This window comes from Brevundimonas sp., from assembly GCF_036732845.1.
Lineage (GTDB): Bacteria > Pseudomonadota > Alphaproteobacteria > Caulobacterales > Caulobacteraceae > Brevundimonas.
In genome coordinates, this window is the sequence record NZ_DAINBO010000041.1 from 1 (window position 1) to 15,613 (window position 15,613).

At 67.7% G+C, this 15,613-nt stretch carries 18 protein-coding genes; 13 read left to right on the plus strand and 5 right to left on the minus strand.

Going from position 1 to position 15,613, the window contains the following annotated elements:
* On the minus strand, nucleotides 1–202 hold a 202-nt coding region (locus tag V7D63_RS11400; protein WP_333592401.1), incomplete at its 3' end, for a pyridoxal-phosphate dependent enzyme.
* Between the two features lie 117 nt (nucleotides 203–319).
* On the opposite strand from V7D63_RS11400, the gene V7D63_RS11405 reads away from it, so the two are divergent.
* The 6 genes from V7D63_RS11405 to V7D63_RS11430 all read left to right on the plus strand — a co-directional run bounded on the left by V7D63_RS11405 (nucleotide 320) and on the right by V7D63_RS11430 (nucleotide 5,588).
* Complete coding sequence (locus V7D63_RS11405) at nucleotides 320–586, plus strand: type II toxin-antitoxin system Phd/YefM family antitoxin (protein WP_333592402.1); 267 nt, start codon at nucleotides 320–322, stop codon at nucleotides 584–586.
* On the plus strand, nucleotides 583–1,032 hold the full coding sequence (locus tag V7D63_RS11410) for a type II toxin-antitoxin system VapC family toxin (protein WP_333592403.1): 450 nt from the start codon (nucleotides 583–585) through the stop codon (nucleotides 1,030–1,032). The genes V7D63_RS11405 and V7D63_RS11410 overlap by 4 nt, the downstream gene beginning before the upstream one ends.
* Nucleotides 1,033–3,351: a ribonuclease R gene (gene rnr, locus V7D63_RS11415; protein WP_333592404.1), complete on the plus strand. Its 2,319-nt coding sequence runs from the start codon at nucleotides 1,033–1,035 to the stop codon at nucleotides 3,349–3,351.
* A gap of 67 nt (nucleotides 3,352–3,418) precedes the next feature.
* On the plus strand, nucleotides 3,419–4,414 hold the full coding sequence (locus tag V7D63_RS11420; RefSeq protein ID WP_333592405.1) for a DUF4424 domain-containing protein: 996 nt from the start codon (nucleotides 3,419–3,421) through the stop codon (nucleotides 4,412–4,414).
* A 44-nt stretch (nucleotides 4,415–4,458) separates the two neighbouring features.
* On the plus strand, nucleotides 4,459–5,175 hold the full coding sequence (locus V7D63_RS11425; RefSeq protein ID WP_333592406.1) for an NUDIX hydrolase: 717 nt from the start codon (nucleotides 4,459–4,461) through the stop codon (nucleotides 5,173–5,175).
* A gap of 2 nt (nucleotides 5,176–5,177) precedes the next feature.
* Complete coding sequence (locus V7D63_RS11430) at nucleotides 5,178–5,588, plus strand: DUF5990 family protein (RefSeq protein WP_333592407.1); 411 nt, start codon at nucleotides 5,178–5,180, stop codon at nucleotides 5,586–5,588.
* On the opposite strand, the gene V7D63_RS11435 is transcribed toward V7D63_RS11430, so the two are convergent.
* Nucleotides 5,585–6,166, minus strand: coding sequence for a hypothetical protein (locus tag V7D63_RS11435; protein WP_333592408.1), 582 nt, complete (start codon nucleotides 6,164–6,166; stop codon nucleotides 5,585–5,587). The two genes, V7D63_RS11430 and V7D63_RS11435, sit on opposite strands and share 4 nt — an antisense overlap.
* Nucleotides 6,167–6,291: 125 nt before the next feature.
* Here V7D63_RS11435 and rpmG point away from each other — a divergent pair, with 125 nt between their 5' ends.
* Nucleotides 6,292–6,459 carry a 50S ribosomal protein L33 gene (gene rpmG / locus V7D63_RS11440; RefSeq protein WP_181543575.1) on the plus strand — a complete coding sequence of 56 codons (168 nt, stop codon included), beginning with the start codon at nucleotides 6,292–6,294 and terminating at the stop codon, nucleotides 6,457–6,459.
* 250 nt (nucleotides 6,460–6,709) lie between these two features.
* On the opposite strand, the gene V7D63_RS11445 is transcribed toward rpmG, so the two are convergent.
* Both V7D63_RS11445 and V7D63_RS11450 read right to left on the minus strand, forming a co-directional pair.
* The gene (locus tag V7D63_RS11445) at nucleotides 6,710–8,074 is read right to left on the minus strand and encodes a PleD family two-component system response regulator (protein ID WP_333592409.1); all 1,365 of its coding nucleotides are present in this window, start codon (nucleotides 8,072–8,074) and stop codon (nucleotides 6,710–6,712) included.
* Between the two features lie 6 nt (nucleotides 8,075–8,080).
* Complete coding sequence (locus V7D63_RS11450) at nucleotides 8,081–8,446, minus strand: response regulator (RefSeq protein WP_333592410.1); 366 nt, start codon at nucleotides 8,444–8,446, stop codon at nucleotides 8,081–8,083.
* Between the two features lie 95 nt (nucleotides 8,447–8,541).
* Here V7D63_RS11450 and V7D63_RS11455 point away from each other — a divergent pair, with 95 nt between their 5' ends.
* From V7D63_RS11455 to V7D63_RS11465, 3 genes are read left to right on the plus strand one after another with little or no spacing between them, the layout of a single operon-like run.
* Nucleotides 8,542–9,843 carry a DNA polymerase IV gene (locus V7D63_RS11455; protein ID WP_333592411.1) on the plus strand — a complete coding sequence of 434 codons (1,302 nt, stop codon included), beginning with the start codon at nucleotides 8,542–8,544 and terminating at the stop codon, nucleotides 9,841–9,843.
* On the plus strand, nucleotides 9,840–10,298 hold the full coding sequence (locus V7D63_RS11460) for a RidA family protein (protein WP_333592412.1): 459 nt from the start codon (nucleotides 9,840–9,842) through the stop codon (nucleotides 10,296–10,298). The genes V7D63_RS11455 and V7D63_RS11460 overlap by 4 nt, the downstream gene beginning before the upstream one ends.
* Entirely contained in the window at nucleotides 10,295–11,428 is a 1,134-nt protein-coding gene (locus V7D63_RS11465; protein WP_333592413.1) for a GNAT family N-acetyltransferase, read from the plus strand. Before V7D63_RS11460 ends, V7D63_RS11465 begins: the two co-directional genes overlap by 4 nt.
* Before the next feature lie 41 nt (nucleotides 11,429–11,469).
* Here the strand turns inward: V7D63_RS11465 and V7D63_RS11470 are convergent, their stop codons facing one another.
* The gene (locus V7D63_RS11470; protein ID WP_333592414.1) at nucleotides 11,470–12,837 is read right to left on the minus strand and encodes a serine hydrolase; all 1,368 of its coding nucleotides are present in this window, start codon (nucleotides 12,835–12,837) and stop codon (nucleotides 11,470–11,472) included.
* 270 nt (nucleotides 12,838–13,107) lie between these two features.
* Here V7D63_RS11470 and V7D63_RS11475 point away from each other — a divergent pair, with 270 nt between their 5' ends.
* From V7D63_RS11475 to V7D63_RS11485, 3 genes are all read left to right on the plus strand, one after another.
* Nucleotides 13,108–13,599 (plus strand): phasin family protein, encoded by a 492-nt coding sequence (locus V7D63_RS11475; protein ID WP_333592415.1) that lies wholly within the window; start codon nucleotides 13,108–13,110, stop codon nucleotides 13,597–13,599.
* Between the two features lie 356 nt (nucleotides 13,600–13,955).
* Nucleotides 13,956–14,282 (plus strand): ATP-dependent Clp protease adapter ClpS, encoded by a 327-nt coding sequence (gene clpS / locus V7D63_RS11480; RefSeq protein WP_333592416.1) that lies wholly within the window; start codon nucleotides 13,956–13,958, stop codon nucleotides 14,280–14,282.
* Nucleotides 14,283–14,295: 13 nt separating this feature from the next.
* The coding region (locus V7D63_RS11485) for an AAA family ATPase (RefSeq protein WP_333592417.1) at nucleotides 14,296–15,613 on the plus strand (1,318 nt) is incomplete at its 3' end.

A 15,613-nucleotide genomic window follows, 5' to 3' on the forward strand; every position in this document is an offset into this window, starting at 1 on the left:
ACCCCTCCTTTTCCGCCGCCGCGATCATCGACAGGGCGATGCGGTCCTTGATCGACCCGCCGGGGTTCTGGGCCTCCAGCTTCAGGAACAGGCGGCATTTTCCGGTATCGATCCGCGTCACCTCCACCATCGGCGTCTTGCCGATCAACGTCAGCAGCGAACCGGTGGGTCCGCTCAGCGCGGGCGTGGCGGGAAGGGACATATTCATCTCCAGGGGCGTTTCGGCGCGGAAGCTATTCGCGCGCCGCGACGGGAACAAGCCGACTGGAATGGAATCGGATTTATGGCTATATTTATGGCCATAATGGGAGACGACATCATGGCCGTCTATGGCGTGGCCGAGGCCAAGAACAACTTCACCCACCTGCTGGATCGGGTCGAGAAGGGCGAGAGCATCACCATCACGCGGCACGGCAAACCGGTGGCGGAGTTGCGGGCCACCACCAAGCCGGTCACGCCCAAGCTGACCCCGGAGGAACGGCGAGCCTGGTACGACGCGTTCGTCGAGCGCAGGAACGCACGACCTGCCGCCACCATTCCCGCGGCGGAATTGGTGCGATCCATGCGCGACGGCGATCCTGAGTGATCCTGTACGTCGATGCGAGCGCAGTCGTCGCCCTGATCGCCCGACAGGGCGCCAGCGAGATCGTCGGTTCGATGTTGATGGACGAGAACGGCCAGGTGGTCTTCAGCGACTTCGCCATGGCGGAATCGTCGGCGGCGCTGGCCCGGCTGGGACGCATCGAGCGGTGGTCCAGACCGTTGGCGATCTCTGCCTTTTCCGCTCTCGACGAATGGGCCGCAGTCATGACGAAGGCGGTGGAGATCGTTCCTGACGACATCAAAACGGCCAACGACTGGATCCGCCGACCCGGCATCACCCTTCGCGCGCCCGACGCCGCCCACATCGCGGCGGCGCATCGATTAGACGCGACAATCGTTACACTCGACCGGGGCATGACCCGCGCCGCGACGGCGCTGGGCGTGGCCTGCATCAATCCCGCCGAGACCTTCGGCGAACAGAAAGACTGAATGACAAAGACACCCAAACGACCGGCGAACGGACTCCCTGACCGGGAAACGCTGGTCCGATTCCTCCGCGAAGCCGGAGAGGCCGACAAGGCCGACATCGCCCGCGCCTTCGGGCTGAAGGGCAATGAGCGCAGGATGCTGCGCGAAATGCTGAAAGAGCTTGAGGCGGAAGGCCGCCTGGGCAAACGCGGGCGCAAGGGCTTTTCCGAGGCCGGCGCCCTGCCCCCCGTCGGCGTGGCCGATGTGGTCGAACGCGACGCCGACGGCGAACTGTATGTGCGGCTGGTCAAGGGCGCGGACGACGCGCCCAGGGCCGTGCTGATGCCCGATCACGCCAAGGCCAAGGGACCCGCGCCCGGCATGGGCGACCGCCTGCTGGTCAAATTCCAGCGCGGCGTCGACGGCTGGGAGGCCCGGCTGGTCAAGAAGCTGGACACCGCAACCAACCGCGTCCTGGGCGTGATCCGCAAATCGGCGCGCGAAACCCGCGTCGAGCCGGTCGACAAACGCTCCAAGGACGTCCTGATCGTGCCCCATCCGCAGGCCGAAGGCCTGCGCGACGGCGACCTGGTGCTGGCGGCCATCGAGAAGGGCGAGCACCGCTATGGTCCCAAGCGGGGCAAGGTGCTGGAGACCATCGGCCGTGAGGACGACCCGCGCGCCGCCTCCCTGCTGGCCATCCACGCGCATGGGGTGCCGACCGGCTTTTCCGAAGCGGTCGAGACCGAGGCCGCCGATCAGGCCCTGCCGACGCTGAAGGGACGCGAGGACCTGCGTCAGGTCCCCTTCATCACCATCGACCCGGCCGACGCCCGCGATCACGACGACGCCGTCTATGCGGAGCGCGACGAGGACGAGAAGAACCCCGGCGGCTGGATCGTCTGGGTCGCCATCGCCGACGTCGCCGCCTACGTCCGGCCCGGCTCGGCCCTGGACCGCGAGGCGCGCGACAAGGGCAATTCCACCTACTTCCCCGACCGGGTCGAGCCGATGCTGCCCGAGGTGTTGTCCAACGGTCTGTGCAGCCTGAAACAGGGCGAGAACCGCGCCTGCATGGCCGTGCGCATGGTCTTCGACAAGAACGGCCGAAAGACCGGCCACCGCTTCGTGCGCGGCCTGATGCGCAGCCACGCCAAACTGTCCTACGAACAGGCGCAAGCGGCCATCGAGGGCCAGACGGACGATACGACCGGTCCCATCCTGGACAGCATTCTGAAGCCGCTGTGGGCGGCCTATCGCACCATGCTGATCGGCCGCGAAAAGCGCAGTCCGGTGCAGATCGAGTCATCCGAGCGCCGCATCAAGATGACCCCCGACGGCAAGATCGCCTCCATCGAGCGCCGCGTCAGCCTGGAGGCCCATCGCCTGATCGAGGAGATGATGATCCAGGCCAACGTCTCGGCCGCCGAGACGCTGGAGCAGAAGAAGACGCCCTTGATCTATCGCGTCCACGACGCGCCCAGCCAGGAGAAGATCTTCGCCCTGGCCGACTTCCTGTCGACGATCGGCAAGCCGTGGAACAAGGGCGAGCCGGTCACGACCAAGCGGTTCAACCGGCTGCTGGACGAGACGCGCGAGGGTCCCTACGCCCAGACGGTCAATGAGGTGGTTCTGCGCACCCAGATGCAGGCCATCTATTCGCCTGAGAACATCGGCCATTTCGGCCTGCACCTGGACCGCTACGGCCACTTCACCTCGCCGATCCGGCGTTATGCCGACCTGATCGTGCACCGGGCGCTGATCCGGGCGTTGAAGTTGGGCAATGACGGCCTGACCGACCGCGAGGTCGCCGAGCTGGGCGGCATCGCCGAACACATCACCGAGACCGAGCGTCGCTCCATGGCCGCCGAGCGCGACGCCATGGACCGCTACATCGCCGCCTTCCTGGAAGACCGTGTCGGGGCCAGCTTCACCGGCCGCATTACCGGCGTGACGCGTTTCGGCCTGTTCGTGCGGCTGGACGAAACGGGGGCGGACGGCCTGATCCCCGTATCGTCGTTGGGCGATGAGTATTTCGTCCACGACGACCGCGCCCACGCCCTGGTCGGGCAACGCAGCGGCCGCCGCTGGCCCCTGGGCAAGACGGTCGAGGCGCGGCTGGTCGAGGCCACGCCGGTCACCGGCGGCCTGGTGCTGGAGATGCTGTCCGAGCCGGACCCGCGCGATCCGAACGCGCCCGCGCCACGGCTGGGCATGCGCGGCCGCGGCGGCGACGGCCCGCCCATGCGCGGCAAGGGCCGACCGGGCGGTCCCAAGCCGAGGAACGGCGGCAAGCCGTCCGGCGGGCTGAAGGGCGTCAGGAAGGGCAAGCGGCGGTAGGACTGTTCCAGAGTCGCGCCTCGCCCCCACTTCGGATAGCGTCGCTTTCCGAACCTGGAGAGCCGCCATGCCTCGCCGTCTGACCGCCGCCGTCCTGGGCCTGAGTTTGGGCCTGGCCCTGATCGCCGCGCCCGCCGTCGCCAACGATTCCACCGCCTCCATGGGGGCGGGCGGACTGGTGCTGCAACGCACCGACGGCATCGCCATGGTGTCGGAAGACCTCTACGTCTCGGCGCGCGAGGTGCGGGTGAAGTATCGGTTCCTGAACCACACCGCCGAACCCATCGAGACCATCGTCGCCTTCCCGATGCCGGACGTCTCAGGCTCGTGGGAGGAAAACGTCGGCGGCGACGTCGACAGCGACCGGGTCGTGCCCTTCATCACCTGGGTCGACGACCATGCGGTCCACGCCCAGGTCGAGCGCAAGGCCATGGTCGGCGACCGCGACGTGACGGCCGAGCTGACGGCCATGCACCTGCCTCTCAGCCCCTCGGGCGCGGCCGCCATGACGGCGCTGGAGGCCCTGTCCGACGCCGACGCGGATCGGTTGGCGGCGGCGGGTTTGATCAACGTCGAGCGCGGCGGCGGCTCACGCTGGATCAGCCCCCAGTGGACGCTGAAGAGCACCTGGTACTGGACCCAGTATTTCGAGCCGGGCCGCGAAGTGGTGATCGAACACCTCTATGCGCCCGCCATCGGCGGCTCGGCCGGCAGCATCGTCGGCGACCGCGAGACCGATCTGCCCGACATCACCGCCGAATACGCCGCCCGCTATTGCACCGACCGGGCCTTCATCGACGCCGCCACGCGCAAAAGAGCCGAGGGCCTGTATCTGACCGAGACCTGGGTCGATTACATCCTGACCACGGGGGCCAACTGGTCCGGCCCGATCGGCGACTTCCGCCTGGTGGTCGACAAGGGGGCGGCGGACAATCTGGTCAGTTTCTGCGGCGAGGGCGTGCGCAAGATCGGCCCGACCCAGTTCGAGGTCCGCCATCAGAACTGGACGCCGACGCGAGACCTGAGCGTGCTGATCCTGACCGGGCATCGGCTGGAGCAGTGATCTCCTTCTCCCGCAAGGGGAGAAGGACGTGGTAGGGAAACACCGTGTCCACCCCGCCCGAACCCTTCGATTCCGACCGCGATCAGCGCGATGCGCCGCGCATCGGCGGACGGCAGACGCCCAAGGACGCCGCCACCCTGATCCTGACGCGTCGCCATCGGGGCGTGGCGCAGGTGTTGATGGGCCGCCGCGCGCCCGGCCACGTCTTCATGGCGTCCAAATGGGTGTTTCCCGGCGGCCGCATCGACAGGGCCGACTTCACCGCCGCCTCGGCCACCGAACCTTCGCCCGCCGTCATGGGGCGGCTGACGATGGAGGTTCCCGCCCGGCGCGCCCGCGCCCTGACCCTGACCGCCGTCCGTGAAACCTTCGAGGAGACGGGATTGCTTCTGGCCTCTCCCGCCCCCGCCGCCTCGGTCGCCGGGCCGTGGCGCGAGTTTCGGGCCTCGGGCGCCCTGCCCGACCTGGCGGCGCTGAGCTACATCGCCCGCGCCATCACCCCGCCAGGCCGCACGCGCCGGTTCGACGCCCGCTTCTTCATGGTCCCCGCCGAGGCCCTGTTGCACCCCGAACCGACCGCCGGTTCGGGCGAACTGGACGAGATCGCCTGGCTGGACCTGGACGAGGCCCGCGGTCAGGACCTGCCCGCCATCACCCGCTTCGTCCTGGGCGAGGTCAATGAGCGGCTGACCACGCCCGACCGCCCCCTGCCCTTCGTGCGCATGGTGCACGGCAAACACGTGGTCGAGCGGCTGGACTGACCATGGCCGACACGTCCATCACCCTGCGTCTGACCCTGGCCGACCCGGTTCCGGGCGTGCGCTACAGTCTGCAAAAAGACGACATGCCGTTCGAGCCGGCGACGGCGACGGATCGCCCGTTGTCGTTCGACGTGGCCGTCCGCCTGTCCGACGACGGGCGTTTCCTGGGTCCGTTCGTGCGGCGCGAGGGACCGAGGCGACGGTTCGTCTATATCCGCATCGGCCAGTCGGCGGGCGACCACGCCAGCCCCTGGTCGCGGCGCGCCAAGATCGACATCCACGACATTCAGGCCGAGTTGCTGACCTTGGCGCGCGCCGGACGCATGCTGGAGATCACCTTGCCCGGCCGGGGGGCGGACGGCTCGCCGACCTGCGCCACGGTGCGCTCGGCCACGGGCTGGCGCGCGGTCTAGTCGGCCAACGGCTTGGTCGTGTCGAACTCGACCCGCAGCCGCCGGTTCGGGCGGGTCAGTTCATAGACGTAGCTCGCGCCCGGATGCACCTCGACGGCCCAGACATTGGTGGTCGAGACGGCCGCGTTGTTGGCGTTGAACAGGGCGATGGATTCGGCGTCGACCGGAAACTCTTGCCGTTCCGCCGTCCCCGCCGACGTCGTGTCGCCGCCATACCAGTGCAGCACATGGGTGTGGCCGTCGTCGGGATCGCGATGGTCGTGCTTCAGCCGCAGGCCCGTCGCCGTCCGGGTGACAACCCAGGTGCGGCTGCGGTCGTCGCCGACCTGGAAGGGGATGCGGATCTCGGTCGGCGAGCAGTCGCGGACGTGCATCAGCAGTCTCTGGCGGCGGAAATCGGCGTCGGCGGCGTCATCGGTCGTGACCCGCCCCTCGAACCGCTGACCGCACAGGGCGGTCAGATTAGCGAAGAAGGCGTCCTGGGGCGAAGGCGCGGCGGCAGGTCCGGTGGCGCAGGCCGAAAGGGCCAGACTGGACAGGGCCGCGAAAGTTGGGGCGATCAGGGTCAGGGTTTTCATGGCGCCAGCCTAGCCCTTATCGGCCATTGGGAAATGCGGCGGCGCGCCCGGTTGACTTCGAGACGCGCCTGAGTATGTTCCGCGCCTCTCATTTAGCGGCTTTCGCCGTCGCAAAGGTAATTCCGATGGCCAAACCGGCTTCCATCAAGATCCGCCTGAACTCCACGGCCGACACCGGCTTCTTCTACGTCACCAAGAAGAACGCCCGCACCATGACCGAGAAGATGGTCGTCAAGAAGTACGACCCGGTCGCGCGCAAGCACGTCGAGTTCAAGGAAGGCAAGATCAAGTAAGGGTTTCGCCCTCGCTGGATTTCTGAACGCCCGGCTGGATCAGCCGGGCGTTTGCAATTCGGGGTCCGCCCTTCCTTTCGTCATCCTCCGGCGAGCGCAGCGAGACCGGGGGACCCAGCGGCGCCGTAGCGAAGCGAAGGCGACCTATCCGCGATCTGTGTGCGTGACCGTGTCGCGCTCACGCGCGCCGCTGGGTCCCCCGGTCTGCGCGGCTCCGCCGCTTGCCGGAGGATGACGAAAGGAAGAGGGTTTAAGCCGCCCGCGCGATGACCGTATTACGGCCCGCGGCCTTGGCTTCGTAGAGGCCTTCGTCGGCGCGTTTGAGCAGGGCTTCGGGCGTGTCCCCCGTTCCCGCCGTGGCCGCGACGCCGATCGAGACGGTGAGGTTCAGCAACTCACGGCCGCCCAGCACCGGGAAGGGCGCGCCCGCCACGTCGCGACGAATCCGTTCGGCCACCCGCGCGGCGTCCTCCAGGCTGGAGCCGGGCATGACGACCACGAACTCCTCGCCGCCCTGGCGGCACGGCAGGTCGATGGCGCGGACATTGGTGGCCAGGCGCACGGCGAATTCCTGCAACACCTCGTCGCCCGCGTCGTGGCCGAAGCCGTCGTTGACCGCCTTGAAGTGGTCGATGTCCAGCACCAACAGGGCCACGCCCTCGCCGCCATGGGCCGTGCGCCCGACCATGGCCTGCAACTGGCTGGCCATATAGCGGCGGTTGTGCAGGCCGGTCAGGGCGTCGGTGACCGCCATCTCGAGGCTGTAGTCCAGCTTCTCCTTCAGGAAGTCGGTGTAGCGTTTGCGCTTGATCTGGGTGCGCACCCGCGCCGCCAGCTCCTCGGCGTCGACCGGCTTGGACAGGATGTCGTTGACGCCCAGCTCCAGCGCCTTGACCAGGCGCGGCCGATCCGCCGGATCAACCACGGCCAGGATCGGCAGTTTGCGCGTCGCCTTGTCGGTGCGCGCCCGCGCGATCATCCGCAGGCCGTCGAAACTCTCGGCGGAGGCGTTGACGATCATCAGGTCGATGGGTCCCGCCGCGGCCGCCATGGCGGCGTCCGGCGTGGTCTCGAAGGTCGGTCGGTGTTCCTTGACCAGTTGCAGGCCGATCTTCTCGACCTGGCGCGGGTTGTCGTCGACCACCAGCACCCGCCCGCCTGAGCCGCGCAGCCGCCCGCCGGCCTCGGCGTCGACGCCCATGCGGCGGCCGCTCTCCTCGCGCTCGCGCATCTCGTCCATGACCTGTTTCAGGCGGACCAGCGAACGCACGCGCGCGAACAGGATCAGATCGTCCAGCGGCTTGGTGATGAAATCGTCGGCGCCCGCGTCCAGCCCCCGGATGCGGTCGTCGCGCCCATCCAGGGCGGTGACCAGGACGACGGGGATATGCCGGGTCGCCGGATCGGCCTTCAGGCGGCGGCAGGTCTCGAACCCGTCCATGCCCGGCATCATCACGTCCAGCAGGATGATGTCCGGCTGATCGGCGGCGGCGCGCACCAGGGCCGTCATGCCGTCGCCGGCGGTGACGACGTCATAGTATTCCAGCGTCAGCTTGGCTTCGAGCAGCCTGACGTTCGGTTCGACGTCGTCAACGACCAGGATACGCGCACTCACGGCCGACTACCCCAGATGTTTCCGAACGGTGTCGAGGAAATGCATCACCGAGATCGGCTTGGAGATATAGGCCTCGCAGCCGCCCTGGCGGATTCGTTCCTCATCGCCCTTCATGGCGAAGGCGGTGACGGCGACCACGGGGATGTGGCTCAGCTCCTCGTCGTCCTTCAGCCATTTTGTGACCTCCAGACCGCTGATCTCGGGCAGTTGGATGTCCATCAAGATCAGGTCGGGACGATGCAGGCGCGCCAGGGCCAGCGCCTGCAGCCCTTCGCGGGTCTGAAGCGTCTCGTAGCCCTGAGAATCGAGCAGATCATGAAAGAGCTTCATGTTCAGCTCGTTATCCTCGACTATGAGGACCTTCTTGGACATCACCTGATGCGTCGCCTTTCGGAGGGGGCTTTTCGCCTTCTCGACTCGCACTGTGGCGCGCCTGTCTTAAGTTGGGGTGAAGCCGAGGACCCGACGTGAAGGCCATTTGCCGAGACTGTTTCTGGACCGGGGGCGAAGGGCCGCCGGATCGGCGCTGTCCGGCGTGCGAATCCAAGCGCCTGCTGGTCCATGACGAGTTGGACCGGCTGTCCATCGCCCACCTGGATTGCGACGCCTTCTACGCCTCGGTCGAGAAGCGCGACCGGCCCGAACTGCGCGACAAGCCGGTGATCGTGGGGGGCGGCAAGCGGGGCGTGGTCTCGACCGCCTGCTATGTGGCGCGGCTGTACGGCGTCGGCTCGGCCATGCCGATGTTCAAGGCGCTGAAGGCGTGCCCGGACGCCGTGGTGATCAAGCCGTCGTTCGAGAAATACGTGCCCGAGAGCAAACGCATCTTCGGCATGGTCGGCGAACTGACGCCTCTGGTGCAGACCCTGTCGCTGGACGAGGCGTGGATCGACCTGTCGGGCACCGAGCGGCTGAACGGCGGCCCGCCCGCCTTGCAGTTGGTCCGGTTGCAGAAACGGATCGAGGAGGAGATCGGCCTGACAGTCTCCATCGGCCTGGCCCCCAACCGCTTTCTGGCCAAGATGGCGTCCGAGATGGACAAGCCGCGCGGCTTTTCCGTCGTCGGCGCGGCCGAGGCCCAGGCGGTTCTGGCGCCGCGCCCGGTGACCGCCCTGCCCGGCGTCGGGCCGGTGTTCGGCAAGACCCTGCGCAGCGACGGCTATCGCACCATCGGCGACCTGGCCGCCGCCGATCCGCGCGACCTGGTGAAGGCCTATGGCGAGCACGGCCTGCGGCTGCACGACCTGTCGCACGCCCGCGACCACCGCCGGGTCGATCCCGAGCACGACCGCAAGGGCATGAGCGCCGAAACCACCTTCAACGAGGACCTGAGCGACCGCGAGGCGTTGGAGGCCGAGCTGTGGCCGCTATGCGAGAAGCTGGCGTCCAAGGCGCGGCGCGACGGCGTGGCCAGCCGGGTGATCGTGCTGAAACTGCGGCGCACGGACTTCAAGATCCTGACCCGCCGCGTCACCGCGCCCGAACCGGTGCAGACGGCGCGCGCCCTGTTCGCCGCCGGGCGGGCGCTGCTGGCGCCCGAACTGGGCCGCCCCTATCGTCTGATCGGCATCGGCATGGCCGACGTTCAGGACGCCGAGGACGCGCCCGTGCTGTTCGACACGGTCGAAACCCGCAATCTGAAGACCGAAACCGCCATCGACCGGCTGCGCGACAAGTTCGGGCGCGACGCCGTCATGGCCGGACGGGCGTTGAAGGACGGCGGGCGGAAGGTTAAACCCCGCTCCACATCAAAGGAGCCGCCCGAATGAGCATCGCCGCCCGCCTGACCGAACTGGGCATCAGCCTGCCCGAACCCGCCAAGGCGGTCGCCAACTATGTGCCGTTCGTGCGCAGCGGCAATCTGCTCCACATCTCGGGCCAGCTTTCAAACGACGCCTCGGGCGGGATCAAGGGCACGGTCGGCGCCGACGTGTCGCCCGAACAGGCGCAAGCCGCCGCCCGCATGTGCGGCGTCAACCTGCTGGCCCAGATGTCGGCGGCGCTGGACGGCGATCTGGAGCGTGTCGTGCGGGTCGTGAAACTGGGCGGCTTCGTCCAGGCGGCGGGCGACTTCGAGGCCATTCCGGCGGTCATCAACGGCTGTTCGGACCTGATGGTCGAGGTGTTCGGCGACAAGGGCCGCCATGCCCGCTCGGCCGTCGGCGTCTATCGCCTGCCGCTGGGCTTCGCGGTTGAAGTGGACGCCATCGTCGAGGTGAAGTGAACCTTACGGTCCAGGTCCACGAGTCCATCCAATCCATCGGCCGCGCGGACTGGGACGTCTGCGCGGGTCCGACGGGCGATCCCTTCGTCAGCCACGACTTCCTGAACGCCTGCGAGGCCTCTGGCAGCGCGACGCCCCGCCAGGGCTGGGCGGGACGGCACCTGACCGCGCACGACGCGACGGGCGCCGTCGTCGGCGTCATGCCGCTCTGGCTCAAGGGCCACAGCCAGGGCGAATACGTCTTCGATCACGCCTGGGCCGACGCGCTGGAGCGGGCGGGCGGCGCCTATTATCCCAAACTGCTGTCGGCCGTGCCGTTCACGCCGGTGACCGGGCCGCGCCTGCTGGCGGCGACGCAGGCGGCGCGCGAGGCCCTGCTGGCGGGCGCCGTCGCCCTGACCGAACGGCAGGCCCTGTCGTCGCTGCACGTCAACTTCCCGACTCGCGACGAGTGGGAGGTCATGGGTCAGGCCGGCCTGCTGCGGCGGCTGGATATGCAATACGTCTGGACGAACCGGGGCTATGGATCGTTCGACGACTTCCTGGGCGCCCTGTCCTCCTCGCGCCGGAAGACCATCCGGCGCGAGCGGCGTGAAGCCCAGGCCGGGCTGGACATCCGCATCCTGACCGGCGGCGACATCCGCGAAGAGCACTGGGACGCCTTCTTCGCCTTCTACATGGACACCGGGTCGCGAAAGTGGGGGCGGCCCTATCTGACGCGGACCTTCTTCAGCCTGATCGGCGAGACCATGGCCGACCGGATCGCCCTGGTCATGGCCTTTCGCGACGGGCGGCCGGTCGCGGGCGCGCTGAACCTGATCGGACGCGACGCCCTGTACGGGCGGCAATGGGGCACGGTCGAGGACGCGCCCTTCCTGCATTTCGAGCTGTGCTACTACCGAGCCGTGGAGTTCGCCATCGAACGCGGCCTGTCGCGCGTCGAGGCCGGCGCGCAGGGCGAGCACAAGATCGCGCGCGGCTATCTGCCGACGCCGGTGTACAGCGCCCACTACATCGCCCATCCGGGGCTGCGGGCGGCGGTGGCGGACTATCTGGAGCGCGAACGCCCAGCGGTCGAGACCGAGATGGCGGCGATGACCGAGGCGTTGAGTCCGTATCGGCGGGGTTGAGACCTATTTTGATCCTCCCCTGCGAAGCGGGGGAGGATTTCTCAGTCCGGGCGGACCACCATGCAGGTGACGCGGCGTTCGGCCAGGGCGCGGCAGGCGGCGACGGCGGCGTCCTCGGTCAGGCCGGTGAAGCGTGAGCGACGCCACTCGCCGGCCCGCTGGATGTCGCGGCCCGCCTCGGCGAACTGGGTGCGGAAGCGGCGGGCGACCTCGGTCAGCCAGTCGCGGGCCACCTGTTCGTCGCGGAAGGCCCCGACCTGGACGGCCCAGCGTCCGGCGGGCGGACGCGCGGCCTCGCGACGGCTGGTGTTGCGGCGGGTCTGGGCGGGGGCGGCCGTTGAACCATTCAGGGCGGCGGTGACGTCGCCGGCGTTGCGCGTCTGCGACGTCGCGGGCGTCACGCGTTCGACGGCGGGCGGCGGCGCCGGAAGCGAGGCGTAGGAGACGGCGGCCGTTCCACCCTGATCCTCGTCCGTGTCGCTGGCCGAGGCGTATTGCAGCGCGCCGGAGTCCATGCGGGTGTCGACGCCATAGCCGCGCTGTTCAAACACCGTCTGGGCCACGGGGATCAACTGGCCGCGCGCGCGCATCTGTTCGACCTCGAAGCCGACGTCCATCAGTTCGGCGACATGGACGTTGCGCGAGGCCGTGGTGCGGCCGCCCAGGACCACGGTGATCAGCCGCCGACCGTCGCGCACCGCCGAGGCGGCCAGATTATAGCCCGAGGCGTTGGTGTAGCCGGTCTTCAGCCCATCATAGCCCAGGGCGTTCAGCAACAGGCCGTTGGTGTTGCGGTACTGACGGCCGTTGTAGCTCCAGTCGTGCAGGCCGAAGAAACGATAATACTGCGGATAGTCGCGCATCACGGCGCGCGACAGCACGGCCAGGTCGCGGGCCGTGGTGATCTGGCGGCTGTCGGGCAGGCCGTTGGCGTTGACGTAGCGGGTGTCGGTCATGCCCAGGTCGCGCGCCTTCAGCGTCATCATGGCGGCGAAGCGGGCCTCGGACCCGCCGACGTGTTCGGCGATCAGCACCGCCATGTCGTTGGCCGAGCGGATAGCCGTCGCCTTCATGGCGTCTTCCAGGGTGATGGTCTGACCGGCGCCCAGACCCAGTTTCGACGGCGGCTGCGAGGCGGCGCGCGGCGAGACGGTCAGCACGTCGTCCAGCTTGACCCGCCCTTCGGCCAGGGCCTCGAAGGTCAGGTACATGGTCATGATCTTGGTGATCGACGCCGGATAGCGGCGGCTGTCGGCGTGACGCGCGAACAGCACCTCGCCCGTCGTCGCATCCACGACGATGGCGGCGTACTTCACATTGGGGGCCTGGGCGACCGGAGCCGAAGGCGCGGCCGTCAGCAGCGCCAGGGCGATCAGAGCCAGAAAACCGCGACGGACGAGAACGAGCATCAGCGGGCGAAAACCTTCGTCATACTGTGGCGCGGCGACGGCCCCCCGACGCGACGCATGGGAACAGCCTAACATGAACTGAGCGGGTTTCGCGGTGGTTAACCCGGCGTCAACGCGGATTTGACCGCGCGACGACATTTTTGTGCACTGCACAAAAACATCTTGACCTCGGTTCGCACTTGCACCATATGGGCGTCATCCGAGCCGGATTCCCCGGTGCGGGACAGATCATCACGCGGTTCAAACCGCGACCGTTCAGGAGACACGACCATGGCCGACGCCGCCGAAACCGTGAAGAAGACCGTCGAAACCGCCACCGCCCAAGTCAAGGCCCAGACCGAGACCGTCAAGGCCCAGGCCGAGAAGCTCCAAGCCGCCGGCGCCAAGGCCGTTCGTGAAGGCCTGGACAAGTCGATCGCCTCGATCACCGAGCTGAACGCCGAAGGCCAGCGCAACCTGGAAGCCGTCGTCGCCTCGGCCGCCGCCGCCCAGAAGGGCGCCGAAGCCCTGTCGAGCCAGACCGTCGCCTTCGCCAAGAAGTCGTGGGAAGACGGCGTTGCCGCTTCGCAGACCCTGGCCCAGGCCCGTTCGGTCCAGGAGCTGATCGAGCTGCAGACCGGCTTCGCCAAGTCGGCGATGGAGACCTATCTGTCGGAAACCACCAAGCTGACCGAAACCCTGACCGCCTCGGTCAAGGACAGCTTCAAGCCGATCAACGAGCGCGTCACCGCCTCGGTCGAACGCTTCCAGGCCGCCCGCTAAGCCTGACTGACTTTCGTAGACTACCTTAAGGCCCCGGTGGATACGCCGGGGCCTTTTGGCGTCTGAAGGGCGCACCTTTCTTTCGTCATCCTCCGGCGAGCGTAGCGAGATCGGGGGACCCAGCGGCGCGCGATAGCGCGACCCTGTCACGCACTTCTCTGTTGGCTGACATCGCCTCTGCTTCGCTTCGGCGCCGCTGGGTCCCCCGGTCTGCGCCGCTACGCGGCTTGCCGGAGGATGACGAAAGAAGAGAAACGATCGTCTGGCACGGTTCACGCACGGTGTGACTGGACGCATCTACAAATCAGGCCATCATTCCCTATCTGATCCATCGACTCCCCCAAGACGGACTACGAATGCCCAAACCCAGGCCCGGCGACACAGGCGGCGCAGGAACCGCCACCGTCACCGAAACCAAGCCGAAGCTTCAGAGGCCCTCGCTGTATCGGGTGCTGATCCTGAACGACGACTACACGCCGATGGAATTCGTCGTCTATGTGCTGGAGCGGTTCTTCCAGAAGGACCGCGAGGACGCGACCCGCATCATGCTGCATGTGCACCAGCATGGCGTCGGGGTCTGCGGCGTCTTCACCTATGAGGTGGCCGAAACGAAGGTCGCCCAGGTGGTCGAGACGGCGCGCCGCCACCAGCACCCCCTGCAATGCACGATGGAAAAGGACTGAGAGGAACCTTCTGATGCCTTCGTTTTCCCGTCCTCTCGAAGAAACCCTGCACCGCGCGGTGCACTATGCGAACGCGCGTCGGCATGAGTATGCGACGCTGGAGCACCTGTTGCTGGCCCTGGTGGACGACCCGGACGCCTCGACCGTGATGCGCGCCTGCAACGTCGATCTGACGGCGCTGAAGACCGCCCTGACCCTGTATGTCGACAACGACCTGGCAGCCCTGGCTACCGCCGACGGCGAGGACGCCAAGCCGACCGCCGGCTTCCAGCGCGTGATCCAGCGCGCGGTGATCCACGTCCAGTCGTCCGGTCGCGAAGAGGTGTCGGGCGCGAACGTTCTGGTCGCCATCTTCTCGGAGCGCGAGAGCCACGCCGCCTATTTCCTGCAAGAGCAGGACATGACCCGCTATGACGCGGTCAACTACATCGCCCACGGCATCGCCAAGAAGGCCGGATCGGGCGAGACGCGCCCGGTTCGCGGCGGTCAAAGCCCCGAGGACGCGGAAGAAGCCGCCGCCGTCAAACAGGGCGGAGAGGCGCTGGAGGCCTATTGCGTCGATCTCAATGAGAAGTCGCGCCAGGGCAAGGTCGATCCCCTGATCGGCCGCATGGCCGAGGTCGAGCGCTCGATCCAGATCCTGTGCCGCCGCACCAAGAACAATCCGCTTCTGGTCGGCGAACCCGGCGTCGGCAAGACCGCCATCGCCGAGGGTCTGGCGCGCAAGATCGTCAACGGCGAAGTGCCCGACGTCCTGAAGGACGCCACCATCTATTCGCTGGACATGGGCGCCCTGTTGGCCGGGACCCGCTATCGCGGCGACTTCGAGGAGCGTCTGAAACAGGTCGTCAAGGAGCTGGAGAGCCACGACAACGCCATCCTGTTCATCGACGAGATCCACACGGTGATCGGCGCGGGCGCGACCTCGGGCGGGGCCATGGACGCCTCCAACCTGCTGAAGCCGGCGCTGGCGTCGGGCACGCTGCGCTGCATGGGTTCGACGACCTATAAGGAATACCGCCAGCATTTCGAAAAGGACCGCGCCCTGGTCCGGCGGTTCCAGAAGATCGACGTCAACGAACCGACGGTCGAGGACACGGTCAAGATCCTGAAGGGCCTGAAAACCTATTACGAACAGCACCATAAGCTGCGCTACACCGAGGCGGCCGTGCGCACGGCGGTCGAGCTGTCGGCGCGCTACATGACCGACCGCAAGCTGCCGGACAAGGCGATCGACGTGATCGACGAGGCGGGGGCGTCGCAGATGCTGTTGCCGGAATCCAAGCGCAAGAAGGTCATCGGCCAGAAGGAGGTCGAGGCCGTCATCGCCA